The sequence below is a fragment of the Nonomuraea pusilla genome, assembly GCF_900109355.1.
In the GTDB taxonomy this organism is placed as follows: Bacteria; Actinomycetota; Actinomycetes; order Streptosporangiales; family Streptosporangiaceae; genus Nonomuraea; species Nonomuraea pusilla.
In genome coordinates this window covers 600,993-620,007 of the sequence record NZ_FOBF01000002.1, presented here as the reverse complement: position 1 = coordinate 620,007, position 19,015 = coordinate 600,993, and the positions used below count along the sequence as shown (strand labels likewise).

Annotated in this window: 13 protein-coding genes; 5 read left to right on the top strand and 8 right to left on the bottom strand. The window is 71.9% G+C overall.

The annotated features are described in order from the left end of the window. Positions 1-105: 105 nt before the first annotated feature. Positions 106-2,556: a GH92 family glycosyl hydrolase gene (locus BMX74_RS05795; protein WP_256256788.1), complete on the bottom strand. Its 2,451-nt coding sequence runs from the start codon at positions 2,554-2,556 to the stop codon at positions 106-108. An 851-nt stretch (positions 2,557-3,407) separates the two neighbouring features. Here BMX74_RS05795 and BMX74_RS46590 point away from each other — a divergent pair. Then, positions 3,408-3,668 carry a TetR family transcriptional regulator C-terminal domain-containing protein gene (locus BMX74_RS46590; RefSeq protein WP_082534708.1) on the top strand — a complete coding sequence of 87 codons (261 nt, stop codon included), beginning with the start codon at positions 3,408-3,410 and terminating at the stop codon, positions 3,666-3,668. On the opposite strand, the gene BMX74_RS05785 is transcribed toward BMX74_RS46590, so the two are convergent. Next, complete coding sequence (locus BMX74_RS05785; protein WP_055501953.1) at positions 3,632-4,201, bottom strand: TetR/AcrR family transcriptional regulator; 570 nt, start codon at positions 4,199-4,201, stop codon at positions 3,632-3,634. The two genes, BMX74_RS46590 and BMX74_RS05785, sit on opposite strands and share 37 nt — an antisense overlap. An 80-nt stretch (positions 4,202-4,281) precedes the next feature. Here BMX74_RS05785 and BMX74_RS05780 point away from each other — a divergent pair, with 80 nt between their 5' ends. After that, complete coding sequence (locus BMX74_RS05780) at positions 4,282-5,685, top strand: MFS transporter (RefSeq protein ID WP_201784451.1); 1,404 nt, start codon at positions 4,282-4,284, stop codon at positions 5,683-5,685. Positions 5,686-5,841: 156 nt separating this feature from the next. Here the strand turns inward: BMX74_RS05780 and BMX74_RS05775 are convergent, their stop codons facing one another. The 6 genes from BMX74_RS05775 to BMX74_RS05750 form a co-directional block, all read right to left on the bottom strand. Beyond that, complete coding sequence (locus BMX74_RS05775) at positions 5,842-8,649, bottom strand: ATP-binding protein (RefSeq protein WP_177227243.1); 2,808 nt, start codon at positions 8,647-8,649, stop codon at positions 5,842-5,844. A 178-nt stretch (positions 8,650-8,827) separates the two neighbouring features. Next, entirely contained in the window at positions 8,828-9,028 is a 201-nt protein-coding gene (locus BMX74_RS05770) for a hypothetical protein (protein WP_218153887.1), read from the bottom strand. Then, entirely contained in the window at positions 9,025-9,222 is a 198-nt protein-coding gene (locus tag BMX74_RS05765) for a mersacidin/lichenicidin family type 2 lantibiotic (RefSeq protein WP_055501949.1), read from the bottom strand. The genes BMX74_RS05770 and BMX74_RS05765 overlap by 4 nt, the downstream gene beginning before the upstream one ends. A gap of 32 nt (positions 9,223-9,254) precedes the next feature. Then, complete coding sequence (locus tag BMX74_RS05760) at positions 9,255-9,455, bottom strand: hypothetical protein (RefSeq protein ID WP_143078564.1); 201 nt, start codon at positions 9,453-9,455, stop codon at positions 9,255-9,257. Positions 9,456-9,507: 52 nt separating this feature from the next. Then, positions 9,508-11,745, bottom strand: a complete 2,238-nt coding sequence (locus BMX74_RS05755; RefSeq protein WP_091098772.1) for a peptidase domain-containing ABC transporter — start codon at positions 11,743-11,745, stop codon at positions 9,508-9,510. After that, the gene (locus tag BMX74_RS05750; RefSeq protein ID WP_091098770.1) at positions 11,742-14,978 is read right to left on the bottom strand and encodes a type 2 lanthipeptide synthetase LanM family protein; all 3,237 of its coding nucleotides are present in this window, start codon (positions 14,976-14,978) and stop codon (positions 11,742-11,744) included. Before BMX74_RS05750 ends, BMX74_RS05755 begins: the two co-directional genes overlap by 4 nt. 138 nt (positions 14,979-15,116) lie before the next feature. Here BMX74_RS05750 and BMX74_RS05745 point away from each other — a divergent pair, with 138 nt between their 5' ends. The 3 genes from BMX74_RS05745 (at position 15,117) to BMX74_RS05735 (ending at position 18,991) form a co-directional block, all read left to right on the top strand. Then, positions 15,117-15,794, top strand: a complete 678-nt coding sequence (locus BMX74_RS05745; RefSeq protein WP_055501945.1) for an ATP-binding cassette domain-containing protein — start codon at positions 15,117-15,119, stop codon at positions 15,792-15,794. A 498-nt stretch (positions 15,795-16,292) separates the two neighbouring features. Further along, complete coding sequence (locus tag BMX74_RS05740) at positions 16,293-17,765, top strand: peptide MFS transporter (protein ID WP_256256786.1); 1,473 nt, start codon at positions 16,293-16,295, stop codon at positions 17,763-17,765. After that, positions 17,762-18,991: a ketosynthase chain-length factor gene (locus BMX74_RS05735; protein ID WP_256256785.1), complete on the top strand. Its 1,230-nt coding sequence runs from the start codon at positions 17,762-17,764 to the stop codon at positions 18,989-18,991. The genes BMX74_RS05740 and BMX74_RS05735 overlap by 4 nt, the downstream gene beginning before the upstream one ends. The last annotated feature ends 24 nt before the right edge of the window (positions 18,992-19,015 follow it).

Below are 19,015 nucleotides of genomic sequence, written 5' to 3'. Positions count from 1 at the left end.
ACCTGGTACGCAGGACCGGTAGGCCGTCGGCCGCCAGGTCATCAGCCCCCCGCCAGGGGAGGCGGCAGCGTCAACGATGGCCTGCAGACCGGTCCATGCGCGGCCCTACTGGCCGCCGTCCGGTTTGCCGTGGTCGACGGGAAGCGATTGCGGTGATGTGCCCCACCTCAGGTCAGGGGCTGAGGTCAGCTTGAAGGAGATCACGCCGCCGTCCCGGATCAGCGAGCCGTCGACCCAGCTGCGGTCGTAGGGCTGTGCGTTGACGCCGGCTCCGGCGATGTAGCGGTGGCTGGTCGAGGCCTCCGGGGCCGCGATGATGAGCGGGCGGCGGCTGCCCTGACGATGGACGATCGCCGATGGGAACAGCGGAGCGGACAGCAGCATCTCGGCGCGGCCGGGGGTCTGGGGGAACAGTCCGAGGGCGCCCAGGACGTACCAGGCCGACATCGTGCCGAGGTCGTCGTTACCGGGCAGCCCGCTCGGCCCGGTCGTATAGACGGTGTCCAGGATCTGCCGAACTGTCTGCTGGGTCTTCCACGGCTGTCCGAGGGCGTTGTAGAGCCACGGGGCGTGGAGGCCGGGCTCGTTGGTGGAATCGTAACGGAGCGGATCTCCACCCCTCAGCGACCAGCTGCCGTCGGGCTTGTGGAAGAAATCGTCCAGGCGCGCCGCCGCACGTTCCCTTCCGCCCATCGCCTCGGCGAGCCCGGAGACGTCCTGCGGCACCAGCCAGGTGTAGGTCGCGCTGGTCCCCTGGGCGAACCCGGTGCCGGTCGCGGGGCTGAACGGGGTGACCCAGCCGCCGTCCAAGCGCCTGGCCTGTGCGTACCCGCCGCCCGGTGTGGCGGCGGGGTTGAAGGTGTTCCTCCAGTAGGAGGCACGCGCCGCGAACTCCCGCTGCAGGTCCTCACGACCGAGCAACTCGGCCCAGGAGGCCAGGGAGGAGTCGGCGATCGACTGCTCCAGGGTTTCGGCGGCTCCGCCCCAGCAGTGACAGACGTCCTGGGCCGAATAGTGTGATCCGAGGTACTGGGCGAGATTCGGGCGGGCCCCGACACATTGGCCAGGGCATCCGGCGTCGGAGAGCCCGTCGGGATGCGGCACCGTGGCCTGGCGGATCAGAGAGTCGAAGGCGCCCACGGCGTCGAAGTTGCGCACGCCCATCGCGTAGAACGTGGCCAGCGTGATGGCCGAGGGGTCACCCGTCATGACGTGTGTGGCGCCGTTGACGTGCACCCAGCGATCCCAGACGCCGCCGTTCTGGCCGGCGTAGTTGTACAGCGACTGCGCGAAGTCGCCGGCCACGCCGGGTTCGAGCAGGGCGAGCAGTTGGATCTGCGCGTGGTACTGGTCCCACCCGGAGAAGTTGCTGTACTGCGCATTCTGCCCTGTCCTGACTTGGTGCACCTTGCGGTCCATGCCGAGGTAGCTGCCGTCCACGTCGCTCATCAGGTTGGGCTGCAGCAACGAGTGGTAGAGCGCGGTGTAGAAGACGCTGCGCTGTGCCTCGCTGCCGCCACTGATCCTGACCGCCTTGAGCGCTTTGTCCCAGGCGTGGAACCCGGCGGTGGCCACCTTCTCCACGGTGGAGGAGCGGCGCAACTCCGCGTCGAGGTTGGCCTGGGCTCCGGCGACGCCGACGTAGGAGATGCCGACACGCATCCGTACGGTGGGGCCGGTGGAGGTGTCGAACCCGATCCAGCCGCCCGAGCCCCGGCCCGCCCGCGCGGCCCCGGTGGCGTACCCCTCGCCGCCGGTCGCGTCGGTGCCGCCCGGCGTGACCGTCGCGTCGTGCCACGTGCCGGTCTCGGTGATGGGCTTGTCGAAGTCGGCGGCGAAGTAGAGACGGTAGTAACTCTTGCGATTGTTCTCGCCGCCGTTGGCGCGCCGCCCGCAGAAGGAGCCCGTCAGCACCGAACCGGTGACCCGGCGCTGCGCGGCGTCGATGTGGATCTCCGCGTCCTCGCTGCCGTTGAGCGAGTTGGACGTACGGAACAGCAGCTTGGCCGGCTTGTCCGAGGGGAAGGCGAACTCGGCGACCCCGGCCCTTCGGGTGACCGCCAGATCGGTGGTCACCCCCGAGGCGAGCGTGACGGTGTACCGGCCGGGGGTCGCCTTCTCCTGGTCGTGGGAGAAGTCGCTCGCGTAGATCAGATCGCGGGTGTCGGCCGTGGGAGAGGTGGTGATCTCGCCGGTGAAGGGCATGATCGGCACGTCACCCGCCGCGCCGGGATGACAGCCGGTGCCGTTGACGTGGGTGAGGCTGAAACCGCGTACCCGGGTGGTGTTGTAGCTGTAGCCGCCGGCGGCGCCGGTGTTGGTCTGGTCGCCGGTCGTGCTGGTGGGACTCCAGGCGATCATTCCGAAAGGCAGGACGGACCCTGGCCAGGTGGTGCCGCCGCCCGCCGTCCCGATGAACGGGTCGACGTAGGAGGCCGGGTGCTCGACGGGGACGCCGTCAGCCAAGGGGCCGGCCTGAGCGGGGACCGTTGTGGCGGCGAACACGAGCACGAGGGCGCCGATCGGCGCCATGACCTTGCGGAACGATAAGCGCAAGACAGTACCTCTTCCTTGGTTGCGCGTGCCGAGATCAGCGCGCGTTGTGACCACGATGAGGGCACACGAGTGCCCCTGGTGAAACGGCAGGCAACCGGTACTGGACGGCCGAGCGACATTCATCGGATGTGACATTTCGTGATCGGCGAAGCCCGTCACGGCTTCAGCGTGATGTGCCCGACATGAGCTCCCGCAGATCAATCAGAAAGCGTCCAGAAAGCGGCCTCCCACCGGCTGCTGGATCTCGGTGAGAAATCCCTTCCGAAAGCGATGCACGGACAGGCTGCCGTGTCGAGGTAGGCAGGCTCCACGCGGTCACGGCCATCGCCTCATCAGGGGCCTATTGCGGCTGGAGCATCACCGAACAACTGCACGGATTGTCCGCAGGAAAGTTGCGGCTGAAGAACCCAAGGCTACCTCGCCTGCCCAATCGCGAAAAGGTACATCGCCGCAGTCGACAGTGGCGTGGCCGGATACTGGCGCGTTTCATGCTGGTGTTGGAAGCCGGCCCGCGGTGGGTGAGTGGTTGACCGCGACAGACGGGATACGGGGGAGCTCGTGGTGAAAGAAAGCAGTTCCACCTGAGCGCCGCAAAGCGGACGGCGCCGGAACCGTGCGAGCGCGTCCTGGACACCGAGCACACCGATGATCTGACCGTCCTGGCCAACCTCGCTTTCCGGAACTGACCGAGATGTTCTGCGCCGAGGCCAGGCTGACCGGCCTACGATGGCGTTGTTCTCCCACTTCATCCCGTGCGGGGTGAGGGAGGCGGTTCACATCATCGAAGGGCTGTTGCGCACCCGAAGGCGGCGGCGCACCGCTTCCTGGAGAGGCGCCGCGAGCTGATCCAGATGCGGCGGCGTGGAGCGCAACGAGGTGAACCACGCGCCGACGTCGACGCGGAAGTCGCCCAGGACGTCCTGTTCGGCTTCATCATCCTCCGCCTCGTCAGCGGCCACACCATCCTCCCGAGCGCGCGCAGGCGTTGGGTGAGTCCGACCAGGCCGAGCAGCTGTACGGCGGTCCTCGGGGTGGGTGACCGCGCAGAGCGGTCGCGCGCCCGCGACGGACTGGATCAGGCGAGCAGCCGGTCGACCAGCCCGTCGAGGTAGTCAGGGGTGAGCGGGCCCGCGTCGAACAGGACGCGCATGTAGATCGGCGCCAGGAGATGGTCCAGCACCTCCAGCGCGTCGGGAGGGTTCTCGCCTCGGTCGCGGGCGCGGTCGAGCATGGCCTGCAACTGCCTGGTGCGGTCGGCGAGGAGCTCGTCGCGCGCCTGAATGCCCTGTTGACCCTCGCCCGACAGCGCGATGGCGAGCCGCACCAACGCCAGGCCGTCGGGTCCGGTGACCTCGCGGGCCACGATGCCTGCGTAGGTGCGCAGGTCGCCGGCCAGGCTGCCGGTGTCAGGCATCGGCGCCTGCGCGTTGAGCCGGGTCAGCAGCACGTCGCTGAGCAGGGCTTGGAGGTTGCCCCACCGGCGGTAGAGGCTGGTGTCGGCCACGCCCGCGCGGGCCGCGACCTCGCCGATGGTGAAGTTGCCGTAGCCGCGCTCGCTGACCAGGTCGGTAACGGCCTGGTGCACTGCGGCGCGGACCCGCGCGCTGCGCCCGCCGGGCCGCCTGGCCCGCCCCTGCTCATCCACACCCCCACCTTAACGCAGTCGGGACTTGCGTTAGAGTCTCCTTTTAACGCAGTCGCTGACTGCTTTTAGGGGGGATGTGTGTGAAAGCGTTGCTCACCCTGACCTGCGCAGGTCAGTTCATGGTGCTGCTCGACAACACGATCGTCGGCGCTGCCCTGCCCGACATGCAGGAGCGGCTCCACACCGGGCTGACCGGCCTGCAGTGGATCGTCGACGCCTACGTGCTGCTGGTGGCCATGCTGCTGCTGTCGGGCGGCGTCTTCGCCGACCGGTTCGGCCGCAGGCGGGTGTTCCTGGCCGGGGTGGTGGTGTTCACGGCCGCGTCGGTGGTGTGTTCGCTCGCACCCTCGATCGGCTGGCTGATCGCCGGGCGGGTGCTGCAGGGCGTCGGGGCCGCGGCGCTGAGTCCCGCCTCGCTGGCGCTGCTCGCCGCCGCGTATCCCGCTCCGAGGGAGCGCGTCAGAGCGATCGGGTTGTGGGCCGGGTTCAGCGGCCTCGGCCTGGCCGCCGGACCGCTCGCGGGCGGAATCCTGGTGGAGTCCTTCGGCTGGCCCGCCATCTTCCTCGTCAACGTGCCCATCGGGGTGGTCCTGCTGCTGGCCGGGCTGCGCGTGCTGGGGGAGTCACGTAACCCGAGCGCGCCGCCGATCGACGTCCCCGGCACGGTCCTGTCCGTCGCAGGCGTGGGCGCTGTGACCTACGGCCTGATCGAGGGCGGCTCCCGAGGCTGGACCTCGCCGGTGATCCTGGGCAGCTTCGCCGCAGGGCTGGTGCTCCTGGCCGCGTTCGTCGTGGTCGAGGGTCGTGTGTCGACGCCGATGCTGCCGCTGCGGCTGTTCCGTCAGCGGCTGTTCACGGTGTCCAACACGGCGATGGTCGTGGTCGGGTTCGCGCTGATGGGGTCGTCGTTCTTCTTCTCCCAGTTCTTCGTCTACGTCCAGGGCACGTCGATCCTGGTCGCCGGGCTGCGGACCCTGCCCACCTCGCTGGCCATGGTGATCGTCAGCCCGTACGCGGGCCGGTTCGCGGCCAGGTACGGCTTCCGCGTCGTCGTCGGCGTCGGCCTGGCGCTGGCCGGGGTGGGGCTGCTGGCGCTGGGCTTCGTCCAGGCCGATACCGGCTACGGGAACGTGTGGTGGCGGCTGGCGGTCGTCGGCGTCGGGTTCGCTCTCACCATGTCGCCGCTGACCGGGGCCGCCATCCAGGCGGTCAGCCCGCAGGAGGGCGGCCTCGCCTCGGGCGTCAGCAGCACCACCCGGCAGATCGGCGCCGTGCTCGGCGTGGCACTGCTCGGGGCGGTCGTCCACACGCGGGAGTCCGGCGGCGCCTCCTTCGAATCCGGCCTCAACAGCGCCTTCCTCGCAGCGGGCGCCGTGACGCTGGCCTGCGCCGTGTTCACCGGCCTGTGGCTGACCACGGCGCGGACGCCGAGGGAAGTCGGGCCGAACGGTCAGGAGGCCAAGCAGTCAGTGAGCCACCGCTGACCTCGCCGGGCATGTGCGGCGCCTCCTTGCTCCGCTCCCCGAAGGAGGCGGTCAGCTGCGACGGCTCGGGCGGGATCCCGGCCTGCTCACACAACCGGGCCACCATTGGTCCGTCCCGATACGGGCAGTCCGCTCACGCCGTTGCGTGCCGCTCGTCTACGGCGAGTGCTCCAGCGAGGTTCCCTCCGCCAGCCTGCGCGCCAGCTCGACCCGCGAACGCACGTCCAGTTTGACGAAGATGCGGGCCAGGTGGGCCTCGACCGTCTTGGGGCTCAGGTAGAGCCGCTGGGCGATCTCGCGGTTGGTGAGGCCGGAACCGGCCAGCTCGGCGATCTGCTGTTCACGGCTGCTGAGCCCCGCCGGCTCCTGGGTCCGCCTGGTGAGGGTCGCCGCCATGCGCAGTTCCGTTCTGGCGAGTTGCCTCTCCAGCCAGGCGGCCGAACACTCGGTGTAGCGGGCCTTGGCCCGTGCCAGCTCTTCCCGCATCGCCGTGGCGTCACCGTTTCGGGAGTGCAGGGTCGCGAGGAGCTGACGGGCTCGGCCTTCGTCGATCGGTGCCTTCGCGTCGGCGAAGTAGGCGGCCGCCGCCGAGGCGTGCGGCAGGGCCTCCTCCAGCTCGCCGTACTGGAGCAGGACCTCGGCCCGCGCTTCGTGCGCCGCGCCGAGCTGATGGTCCAGCCCCGCGCCCTTGGCGTCGGCGAGGCCGAGGTCGGACAGGAGCAGGGCGCTGTGCAGGTCGTTGAACCGGGCCGCGGAGATCGCGTGCAGTGCCTGCCGGTAGATTCCCGCGCCGACCGCCGTCATCGGCGACCAGGGGCCGGCGGTGAGCTGGGCGAGGCAGGCGTCCACCCTGCCGGCGTGGAAGTTCACGGTGGCGAGGTTCAGCCGCGTCAGCTCCGACCACCATGCCGACCTGGGCAGCCCGTGAGCGATCAGCTCGTCGGCCGCGGCGAGGGCGGTTTGCGGGCCGTGCAGCCACAGCAGCGCGGGCAGCGCGGCGGCCCGCAGGGTCACGGTCAGTTCCTGGCTGTTGGGGAAGGCGGCGAGTTCGGCCGCTTCCTCGGCGGCGGCGACGGCCGCGCAAAGCCGTCCCTCGCGGGTGAGCAGCACGACCTCCACAATGCGCAGGAAGGGGAAGCCGTGATTGAGCCCCTGGTAGCCGACGAGCTCCAGCCCCTTGGCGAGGTGCCGGGCGGCTCGATCCCGTAGGTTGAGCTGTGCCTCGACCAGCGCCAGCGGCGCGAGCAGCCCGGCGTGCGGGCGCAGCTCCGAGTCGGTGGCGCTGTCCACGAGCCGAGCGGCCTGCTCGGCGTGGGTGTGGGCGTCGCCGGCTCGCGCCTGCTGTGCCGCGTTGAGCGCGAGCAGGCTGTGCGCCGCCGCGACCAGCACCTGATCGTCCAGCTCGCCGGCCTGGTCCAGGGCCGCCAGGCCGTACCGCCACGCCTCGGCGCTGTCGAGCCGCAGCGAGTCGATCGCAGCCAGCTCGGCCAGGATGGCCGCAGCCTGGGAGGACCGGCTCAGCGCCCTGGTCAGCAGATGCTTGGCCGCGTCCAGGTCGCCCATCAGGCGGGACAGGACGGAGGCGAATCCCGCGGCCTCCACGGATGTGGGGTCCGGGCCCAGCAGCACCTCCTCCAGGATCTCCCGGCTCTCGGCCAGCTCGCCCAGCGAGGCGACCGCCCGGGCGAGCGCCAGGAGCATGTCCATCCTCCGGGAGGTCAGGTCCTCCCGGGCGGGGAGGACGCGCAGCGCGGTGCGCAGCAGGCGGGACGCTGTGGCCGGCGCGAAGTCGAGCAGTCCCGCCGCGGCGTCGTGCAGGATGTCGGCTGCTCGCTCGTCGCCCTGCCGGGCCGACCGCTGGACGTGATGCGCGAGCAGGGTGACGGGCCCGCGGTGGGCGTCGAGGTAGGCGGCGGCGCGCTCGTGCGCCCGCGTGCGCCAGCCCATGCCCGCCTCGCGGTAGACGGCCGCGCGCAGCAGCGGGTGCCGGAAGGCGAAGAACGCGTCGGTGGGGATCACGGCGCCGTGGGCGCAGAGCCGGTCCAGGGCGTCGGCGGCGTCCTCCTCGCCGGTCTCGGCTATCCAGGCCACCAGGTCGAGGGAGGCCTGATCACCGGCGACGGCCAGTGCCTGAGCGACCTGCCGTAGCTCGCCGGGCAGGACGTTGAGCTCGGCCAGCAACAGCGCCTGCAGCGCCCGCGGCCCGCCGGCGGGGTATTCGCCGCCGGTCAGCCCGGCCAGGACGGGTTCGCTGGCGTCGGCGAGCGCGTTCAGGTAGAGCGGGTTGCCGGCGCTGGCCCGGTGCAGCAGCCGCCGCCGATGCGGGGCGGCGCCGGGGAAGAACTCCGCGAGGTCCTTCTCCTCCAACGGTTGCAGGTCCAGGAAAATGGCCTGGTCGTCCGCCTGCGGCAGGGCGGCGACCACGCCGATGGGCAGCGGCGCCGGCCGATGCGCCACCGCGACCAGCAGGCCGCCGCGCGGCGGCTTGCGCAGCAGGTACTCGGTGAGCTCCAAAGAGGGTTGGTCGGCCCAGTGCAGGTCGTCCAGGAGCAGGGCGATCGAGCCGGGCGCCGTTTCGAGTAAGCGGCTGATGCCGCGATACAGCCGGTAGCGGTCGATGCGCGCCTCGGACTCGCGGTCTCCTCGGGAGATCGACACGAGCGCCTCCAGCGCCGCCCTCGCCTCCGCGTCGCCCGGATCGGGCTGAGACCACGGGGTCAGCGCCTCGACGTAGACGGCGAACGGGAAGCACCTCTCGAACTCCGTGGCCCTGCCGGTCATGACGGTGAAGCCGCGTTCACCGGCGTGCCGCCCCAGCTCGGCCAGGAGCCGTGTCTTGCCGATGCCGGGGCTCCCGGTGATCGATACGGCGCGGAACCGCCCAGCTGCCACATCACCGACGGCGGCGGCGAGACGCCCCAGTTCGGCAGCGCGCCCGATCAGCTTGAGCGAAGGATCGTGCATGGTCACCATCCGAGATTCGGGATCTTGTCCCAACCTAGACGTGTCATGACGATCAAACTAGGCACGCATGCCGCGACGTTCCTCCGTGGTGGGGTCCGCCGGGCGGCCCGGCCCCCTCGCGGGGCCGAGCAATGGCGGTGGCCCGCCCGGTGCCAGGACCGGGCGGGCCACGAGACGGCTACTCAGCAGGGACGTTGGGGTGCTCGGTCCCGACCGGGCCGCAGAACCACCAGGAGAGGATCCTGGTGAGGTTGAACGAGTTCCCGTCCGCGGCGCTGATCGACCTGAGGTCGACCTGTCCGGACGGGTGGATCAGATCGGGAAAGATCTCCCGATAGTCCTCATCCTTCCAGGCGCGGATCTCGTTCATCGGCGTCACAGCTGGGCAGCCTGGGGCTGCCCGGGGAAGCAGCGCAGGAGCAGCGACAGCGCCACGAGGCACGGGAAGCTCGTGGTCTGCCCCTCGCCGCCGGAGGCGGAGCTGAGGTCGATGTCGCCCGCGGGGTGGGCCACCCCGGCCAGGCTCTCGCGGTGGTCCTCGTCCTTCCAGGCGCGGATCAGGTCGTGGTTCATGTGGGGGGGTTCCTTCCTGTGGGAGGGGAGTGTTACTCGGCCTTCTTGAACGTGCCGAAGATGACGGTGACGAAGGTGCAGGCGGGGGTGCTGGTGATCCACCAGGTGTTGCTCGCACCGGCGGCCGTGCTCAGGTCGATGTCGCCCGCCGGGTGGCTGATCCCGAGCAGGTCCTCGCGGTGATCCTCGTCCTTCCAGGCGCGGATCAGGTCGCGGTCCATGTTGGATTTCACTTCCTTTCGATGGGTCGTGCGGTTATGGGGGGTGCCGCGCCGTGGCGCGGCGTCACTTCCGGACGAGGCCGGGCAGCCGCTCGGCGGCGGTCGCGGTCTCTCCGGAGGTCAGGGGGCCGAACATGGCGGCGTAGTGGCCGCCGAGTTCGAGCAGCTCAGCGTGGGTGCCGCGCTCGGCGATGCGCCCGGCGTCGAGCACCACGATCTCGTCGGCGTTCTCGATGGCGGACAGGCGGTGGGAGATGACCAGCCGGGTCACCTGCAGCCGGTTGAGCGCCGCGTCCACCCTGCGCTCGGTGGCCGGATCCAGATGGCTGGTCGCCTCGTCGAGGATGAGCAGCCGGGGGCGGTGAACCAGGGCCCGGGCGAGCGCCACCCGCTGGCGCTGCCCGGCCGACAGGGCCATGCCGCCCTCGCCGACCCGTGTCGCGTAGCGCATGGGCATCCGCTGGACGTCGTCGTGCAGTCCGGCCACCTCGGCCGCGTACTCCACGTCGGCCTGCGAGGCGTCCCGGCTGCCCATGGTGATGTTGTCGGAGATGGACCCGTCGAACAGCGACAGGTGCTGGAGCACCGCGCCGCAGCTCGCCCGGAGCTCGTGCAGGTCGAGCTCGTCCAGGGGGACCCCGGACAGGCGGATCTCGCCGCTGTCGGGGCGCAGCAGGCCCAGGACCATCAGCGCCAGGGTGCTCTTGCCCGATCCGGTACGGCCGGCCACGCCGATCTTGCACCCCGGCCGCATCCTGAGCGAGATGTCCTGGAGCACGCGGGTGCTCTCCGGGTCGTAGCCGAACGTGACCTGGGACAGTTCCACGCCGATCGGCCCGCTGCCGGGGAGGCTCGTCCGGCCGACCGGCTCCTGCTCGGAGTCGAGCACGTCGTGCATGCGCTCCACCTGCGCCCTCACCGACTGCAGGGACTGGCCCGCCGTGGCGAGGGAGCCGAGCGGGGTCAGGACCGCCACCGCGACGGCGTTGGCGGCCAGCATCGCGCCCGCGGTCATCGTGCCGTCCAGCACGAGGCTCACGCCGAGCACCAGCATGGCCAGCGGCGACAGGACCCGCATCATGCTCAGCGCCGCCTCGACCACGGCCGAGGAGCGGCCCCGCCTGAGGCTGGCGACCTGGTGCCGTTCGAACAGGGTGCCCCAGTGACGCAGCGCCCGGGTCTCCGCGCCGTTCGCCTTCAGCGGCAGCACCGCGTCCAGCGTCTCGACCAGGTAGCCCTGCTCCTCCGACATGGCGTACAGCTCGCGCTTGGCCAGCCTGCCCTGCCCGCCGTACGTGACGACGATCAGGCCGACCTGGACCAGGCCGAGCAGGAGGGTCAGCGCCAGGTACGCGGGGGCCATCACGGCCAGGCCGACCAGGTAGAAGGTGAGCATCGAGGCGTCGAGCACGATCATGAAGAGCTGACCGGTCAGCACCTCGCGCGCGCTCATCACGCTGGCCAGCCGCATCAGGAGGTCGCCCCGGGACCGCTGGAGGAAGAACAGCAGGGGCAGCCGCAGGAGATGCGCCATGAAGCCGCGGGTGAGCGTGGCGTTGGCCCGGGTGCGCAGGGTGACCGCCACCCAGCCCCGCATCAGCGCCGCGCCGGCGTGCGTCACGGCGGTCACCGCGACCCCGAGGGCCAGCAGCGGCACGAGGCTCGCCTGGCGTTGCGGCAGCAGCGTGTCGACGACGTACGCGGTGGCGAGGGGCAGGGCGAGCCCGACGCCCTGCAGCGCGGCCGACGCCAGCAGGATGCCGGCCATCGGCACCCGGGTCCCCGGCACGGCCAGCACCTCACGCAGGTAGCGGGGGATCGGCCAGTCGCGGGCGCGGCCCGGCCGAGGCCGGAAGCCCGGCTCGGGGCGCAGGGTCAGGCAGATCCCGCTGTACTCCTCGGCGAACTCGGCGTGGGTCAGCCGCCGGCGTCCGCCGCTGGGATCGGCGATCCGGACCCACCGGCGGGTGCGCCGCTCCAGCACCACGAAGTGGCGACCCCGCCAGAACAGCATCAGCGGGCCGTCGGGGAGGTCCGCCGGTGCCACCTGCTCGACGTCCGCGGCCAGGCCGAGCCGGGCCGCCGCGTCCATGAGGCGGCCGACCGACAGGCCGTCCCGTCCCGCGGAGAGGAAGGTGCGGCACTCGGCCATCATGGTGTGACGTCCGAAGTAGCTGGCGATCATGGCCAGGCAGGCGATCCCGCACTCCGTCGCCGTGAGCTGCTGGCGCAGGGGGACACGCCGGGTGCGGCGGCGCACCATCGCGAGCATCGCCATGACGGCCAAGCGGATCCGGTTCACGTCGTCACCCGCTTCGGCGGCTCGAAGAGGAGCACGGAGGGGACGGTCTCGGGCGAGGCCAGCCGCAGCAGGCCGTAGCCGATCCCGGCCAGGCCCGTCATGAGCGACGGCGTCTCGATCTCTCCCGGCGTGCCGCACACCGGGCCGTCACGGTCGAGGGAGTCCACGGCACGCAGCAGCGCGCTCCGGGCTTGCGGGGCGAGGCGGGCCCCGCGCTCCTCGGCCAGCAGCAACAGGTCGGCGTTGCCGAAGACGCCGTGGCAGAGGCTGTGGCCGCGCAGCGACAGCCCGCCCCGTACGGTCGCCGCCAGCGCCAGGTCCAGGTCGGCGCGGAGGGCGGGGTCGTCGTGGAGGTCCAGCACGCCGGCCCTGGCCAGACCGATGCCGGGCGCGCCGTGGCACCAGGCGTACATGTGCGGGACGAACGTGTCGGCGCCGTCGCTCCGTTCCACCCGGTGGTCGGGCCAGTTGCGCAGTTGGGGGCTGTAGTCGGCGCGTTCGTAGGCGAACGCGCCGAGCCCCGCCTCGGTGAACCGGTCCTGGCCCGTCACCGCGCCGAGCCTGATCAGCGCCCAGCCGACCCCCGCGGCCCCGTGCGAGAAGCCCGACAGCGGCCGGCTCGCCCCGACGGCGGGCCAGGCCACGCCGTGTTCCTGGGACGCGGCGCGGTCCACCAGCCGCCGGCCGCACGCGATGGCGACGTCCAGCGCCCGGTCCGAACCGGTGTGGGCGTGGACGGCGAGCAGGGCGCCGATCGTGCCCGCGCTGCCGCCGAGGATGTCCAGCGGGTCCGGGACGTCCTCGTCCAGGAGCCCGCCGACGTGCTCGACGGCCTTCACCACGGACGGGACGGCGTCCGCGCCGGCGCAGGAGGCGACGTGGAGCAACCCGTAGGCCAGCCCCGGCATCCCGCTGAACCCGCCCAGGCCGAACAGTTGCCCGCGCTGCTCGGCCGGCATGAGCGGGTAGCGGTCGAGCAGCGGAGGGATCATCCAGAACGCCCGCCGCGCCAGGTCGACGAAGCGGCGCTCGCCGGTGACCGCGCCCAGCCTGGCAAGGAAGACCGCGATGCCGGTGTGGCCGCCGTAGAGGTCGGTCTTGAGCGGCGAGACCCGCCAGCCCGCCTCCCCGACCGGCTGCAGCCCCAGCCACGACACCCGCTCGCCGTCGCGGATCGCCAGCTCGGTCAGCCGGTCACCGATCCGTACGGCCTGCTCCAGGCAGCGTTCCGCAGTCTCCTGCGGGACCAGCCGGTAGGCGGGTTCCGCGCGGGAGGCCGTGCCTGTGACGGCGGGTCTCGTCGCCAGGGTCGCGCGGATGATCCATTCCTGCCGCGCCCGATCGGCCGCGCCCATGCCGGCGAGCTTGGCGTGGACCCGGTCGAGGGGGCTGGCCGGGAAGAAGCCGGGGATCCGCTCGCCGCGGCTGTCCCACAGGTCGCGGGAGCCCGGACGGCCGGTGAACAGCGGGATGTCGCCCGCCCACAGATCGGCCTGCTCGTAGGGCACCACCCGCAGCAGCGAGTCCTCGGCCGACGACGCCGACCAGAGGAAGTCCAGGTGCCGGTCCCGGTTCAGGGCGTCGCGCATCAGGTCGGGATGGGAGCCCTCGTCGAGGAGCGTGCCGTACACGTGGGTGGCGCGCAGCACGGCGCGCACCTCCACCTCGGCGAAGGCGGTGAGCGGGCCACCCGCCGCCGCGAACTCCTCGCGGTGGCGCAGGATCACGTCGTATCCGGTACGGAAGCCGAGCACGAGCTGGTCGACGTGGCGCGCCGGCTCGGCGGGGACACCGTCGAGCGTCGGCTTGTTGCTGCCGCCGCCGAGCGCCGTCCGCCGCCGCACCATCCGCATCGTGTCGGTACCGCCGTCCTCCAGCGTCGGCAGGGCGAAGGGGTACATCGCCCCCGCGTCGCCGCCCAGCCCGCCGAGGTCCAGCTCGCCGCCCTCGCCCGACAGGAGCATGGGAAGCACCCCCACCCGGGTGACCGACGAGTTCAGCGCGGTCAGCGCGGGGTCCTCGCCCTCCTCCAGCACGACGGGACGGGCGGGCTGCGGGTGGAACAGCGCCTCCAGGTCGATGAGGACCGGCTGGTCGCCGTGGGCGATGAGGTTCTCGAAGTGGAAGTCCGCCGCCTCGATGGTGTGCAACAGCGCCAGAAGCGCGCCGAGCCGCCGGTAGTAACCGTCCACCTCCTCCAGGGAGTGGCATGGGGCGGCGTCCACGAACGCGATCCAGCCGTACCCCTCGCGCTCCACGACCTCGGGGACGCGCAGGCCCATCCGCCCCGCCCGCTCGTCGAACCAGCGCAGCAGCGTTGCGAACCGGGCGTGCACGATGACGGAACGCGGCTTGTACACCAGCCGCGCGCCTGAGGCGAAGCCGAGGATCGCCACCGCCCGGCCGCCCTGATGGGTGTCGCCGTCGTTGAGTGTCAGCCCGGTGAGCGGGCCGGGATCGGCCGCGCCGAAGAGGGCGGCGACGACGGCCTCCCGGTCCGCGGCCCAGCGCCGCAGCAGCTCCCTCACCGCGGTCACGGTCTGGTCGGCCCGCTGCGAGAGCAGCCGTCCGAGCACCTGGTACTCGGTGAGCAGCGCGCGCCGCCCCTCGGGAGCGGTGAAGTACGCGACGAAGGACGCGAACCGCGCTTCGGGCGTGTCCCCGGTGAGCCGTCCCTCCACGCGCAGCACGTTGAGCTCCAGCACCAGCGTCCGCGTGGCCAGGCCGAGCAGCGCGACGTTCAGCGCGGCGGCGATGTCGGAGCGCAGCGCGTCGAAGTGCTCCCGGGGGATGTCCGGCTCCAGGCGCCGGAGCGCGTCCTCGGCGAACGGCTCGACGATCGCCGCCATGCCCTGCCGCCAGTCGGCCTCCGGCGCGGTCGGGCCACGGCGTTCGCTGGACAGCACGCGGTCGAGAGTCCTGCTCCAGTCAGGGACGGTGCCCACCCTGGCGCTCAACCGCTCGGGAGGCTCGGCCAGCAGCGCCAGCAGCGAGGCCTCGCTCCCGCAGCCGTCGGGTAACGCCGCCAGGCGAGCCGCGAACGCCGGTCCGTCGGCCAGGCCGTGGGCCCGCTTCCAGCGCTGCAGCCGCCTGTGCGCCAGGTCGCCGGCCTCGCTCGCCGCCTCGGGTGCTCCCGCCGCGGCGCGCTCCGTCAGGGTCAGCGCCCTGACCCACGCTGGCGGGCCCGCCGCGGGCGTCGCGGTGTCGATCGCCGCGACCGTGGTGTCCGACATGAACTACTCCCAAGCGCAGATCGAACGGATGCCGTCAGGTTCGTCCAGGCGGCGGCCCGGGAGCTTCAGGGAAATCCCTCAGGGGTACCCCACTCTTGATCCCTTAGTCCCCACCCGCTGTGTCTTGGAGAGTTCAGCGTGAGCATCGAGATCCGCAGCCTGACGAAGGTGTTCCAGGGGCAGGTACAGGCGCTGGCCGGAGTGGAGCTCAGTGCTTCCGGCGGCGTGTTCGGCCTCTTCGGCGCCGCCGGAGCCGGGAAGAGCACACTCCTGCGCATCCTCGCCGGGCTCGTCTGCCCGACCAGCGGGAAGGTCGAGCTCGACGGCAGGGAACTCGTGGGCCCCGCCGGCCGGGACCCGGGACAGCAGATGGTCGGGTACGTGCCGGAGGTTCCGGGGCAGTACCCCGACCTGACCGTGCCCGAGTACCTGAACTACGTCGGCATGTCCAGAGGCCTGACCGACCGGGCCCTCCGGCGGCGGCGCATCTCCGAGGTGTCGGAGCTCGTAGGACTGACCGAGGTCGCGCACAGGAGCATGGCGGACTTCACCGGCGAACTGCTCAGGCGGGTCGCCATCGCCACGGCACTGATCACCGACCCCCGCCTGCTGGTGATCGACGAACTGCCCGGCGGGCTGTCCCCGGAGGAACGGGCGAACCTGTGGGAGCTGACAGCCGCCCTGGGCGAGGAGCGGATGGTGATGGCCAGCTCCCGCACGATGGACGACGGTCTGCTGCGCGTCTGCGGCGGAATGGCGGTGCTGGCCGACGGCCGCGTCGCCCGCTACGGCATCGCCGACGACCGCCCGCTCTGACCTGTTCGCCGCTCGCCCCCACGACCACCAGGAGAGCTCTGCCGGGCGGACTTCGTCTTCTCTGCACGCGGGCCGGGGAGTTCGCGGGTCTGGTGGCGGGGTCGGCGAGGCGCTTGAGGGCGACGGCCTGTCCGGATTCGAGGGCGGCTTCGGTGGCGCCGTAGATGCCGCTGCCCAGGCCGGAGGGCAGCGGCGCCGCTGCCGATGTTGTTGATGGCGCCGTGTCCGCGCGCGGAACCCCTCGATGCGCTTTTCCCGCGCGCTCGCCTCGCCCGCCGCATGCCTCCGTACCAGCCGCTGAACGGATCGCTGCCCGCAACGCAAGGGAGATTCGAGTCGGGTGCCGTACGCAAGAGGGTGTTGCTCGGGTCAAGCTGAAAGAAGGGCCTGCATGTACGAGCTGAGAGTATCGGCGCCTGCCGGCGTCCAGGCCGGCGGCGTCCCCTCGGGCGGCGGGGCGCGATGAGGACCTCTGACACAGCCATCACGCTGCGCGCCATGCCTCGCTGGTACCTGACCTTGTTCACCAGCGACGCACTTGAGCGTTTCGGTTTCTACGGCCTGCAGGCGATCCTGGTGCTGTACGCGTCCGCACCCGTCTCGCGCGGCGGCCTCGGCCTGCCGGTCACCGACGCCGCGACGTTGTTCGGCGCCTGGATCGGGTTCATGTTCATGTTGTCGATCTTCGGCGGCTGGCTCGGTGACCGGTTGCTGGGCAACCGGCGGGCGCTGGTCGTCGGCTGTCTGGTCGGCGTGGCCGGCTACCTGTGCCTGGCCGTGCCCGCGGGCTGGGCCGCCGCGGTCGGCCTGCCGCTGGTGGCCGTCGGCAGCGCCGTGTACAAGCCGAACCACCAGGCCATGATCAACCTGATGTTCGGGGGGAGCCGCGGCCGCGAGGCGGGAATCTCGCTCATGTACATCGCGACGCAGGTCTCCGCGCTGGCGGCGCCGCTGCTGGTCGGCTACCTGGGAGAGCGCGTCAGCTGGAGTCTGGCGTTCCTGGTGGCCGCGCTGGTCATGCTGACCACCGCGATCCAGCTCAGGTTGGGCGCCGGCCAGTTCGGCGAGGTGGGGCACCGGCCGGTGCGGTCGCTGACGGCCGGTGAGCGCACCACCGTCGCGCGGCGGATCGGGCTGGCGGTTGCCGTGGTCGTGGCGGCGGTGCTCGCCCTGGGGCTGGCCGGCCTGCTCAGCGTGTCCATGGCGATCGGGCTGGTCGGCGTGTTCAGCGTGATCCTGCCGATCGTGTGCTACATCGTGGTCTACCGCAACCCGGGCCTCGGCGCGCTGGACCGGCGTCGGCTGCGCGCCTTCCTCGCCGTCTTCCTGGGTTCCACGCTCTTCTGGATGATCATCGCACACGCCGCGTCGCTGCTGAACCTCTTCGCCCGGGACCACGTGGACCGCCTGGTGCTCGGCATGGAGATCCCGGCGAGCTGGCTGCAGGCGGCGACGCCACTGTTCATCCTGCTGCTCGCGCCACTGATCGCCGTCGTGTTGCCGGCGCTCGGCGGCCGGAACCACGTCCCGGTGAAGCTCGCCATCGGGCTCATCCTCGTCGGCGCGGGCTTCCTGATCATGTCGCTGGCGACGGTGCTCGCCTCGTCGGGCGAAAAGGTGTCGCCCCTCTGGCTGGTCATCGTCTACCTCACCCACGCCTGCGGCGAGGTCATCGTCGCCGCGGTGATCATCTCGGCGGCCGCCGAGGTGCTCCCGCCGGGCTTCATGGGACGCACGCTCGGCCTGATGTGGCTGTTCGCCGGGCTCGGCGGCGGGCTGGGCAGCGGCGTGGTCCGGCTGGCCGAAGTGATCCCCGAGCCGCTGTACTACCTCGGCCTCGGCGGCGTGGCGGCGGTCTGCGGGCTCGCCTTCGCGCTCGGCCGCCGCCCCCTCGCCAACGGGCTGACGGCCGGTCTTCACACTCCCGCCCCGCACGCCTCGGGCGACGCCGTCAAGGAGGGCAGCCGATGAACGTGGCCGACATGGCGGACAGCCCGGTGGTGACCGGCATCGGGGTCGTGGCGCCGACCGGGATCGGGACCGAGACGCACTGGCAGGCCACGCTGGCCGGCAAGTCGGGGATCGGCAGGATCACCCGGTTCGACGCGACCGGCTACCCGGTGCGGCTGGCCGGGCAGGTGCCCGGCTTCGTCGCGGCGGAGCAACTCCCCGGCCGGCTGATCCCGCAGACCGACCACTGGACGCACATGGGTCTGGTGGCCGCCGAGGCGGCGCTGGCCGACGCCGGCGTGGTCCCCTCCGAGCTGCCCGAGTACGAGATGGCGGTGGTGACCGCGAGTTCGTCGGGCGGCACCGAGTTCGGCCAGCACGAGATGGAGCGGCTCTACCGCAAGGGCCCCTCCTGGGTGGGCGCCTACCAGTCGATCGCCTGGTTCTACGCCGCCACCACCGGTCAGGTGTCGATCCGGCACGGCATGCGCGGCCCCTGCGGAGTGCTGTGCTGCGAGCAGGCCGGCGGCCTGGACGCGCTCGGGCAGGCACGCAGGCTGGTCCGGCGGGGGTCCCGCATCGTGGTGACCGGCGGCACCGACGCCTCGTTGTGCCCCTACGGCCTGGTCGCGCAGCTGTCCAGCGGCAGGCTGTCCACTGTCGACGACCCGGGGCGCGCGTACCTGCCGTTCGACGAGGCGGCCTCCGGCTACCTGCCTGGCGAGGGCGGCGCCATGCTCATCGTGGAGAACGCCGAGAGCGCCAGGCGACGCGGCGCCGGCACGGTCTACGGCGCGATCGCCGGCTACGCGGCGGGCTTTGACCCGCCGCCGGGCTCCGACCGGCCGCCGGCCATGCGCCGCACGATCGAGCGCGCGCTGGCCGACGCGGGTACGGCGCCGTCCGAGGTGGACGTCGTGTTCGCGGACGCCTGCGGCACGCCGGGCGACGACCTCGCCGAGGCGCGGGCCATCACCGCGGTGTTCGGCCCGCGGGGCGTCCCGGTCACCGCGCCCAAGACGCTGACCGGCCGGCTTTACGGCGGCGGCGCCGCCCTCGACGTGGCGACGTCGCTACTGGCGCTGCGCGACGGCATCATCCCGGCCACCGTCGGCCCCTCCCGGCTCGCGCCGGGATGCGACATCGACCTCGTCCTCGGTCAGCCCCGCGACGGCGTGCTGCGTACCGCGCTCGTGCTGGCCCACGGGCATGGCGGGTTCACCGCCGCCCTCGTGCTCAAAAGGTGAAGGAAAGGAACATCATGGATCTCG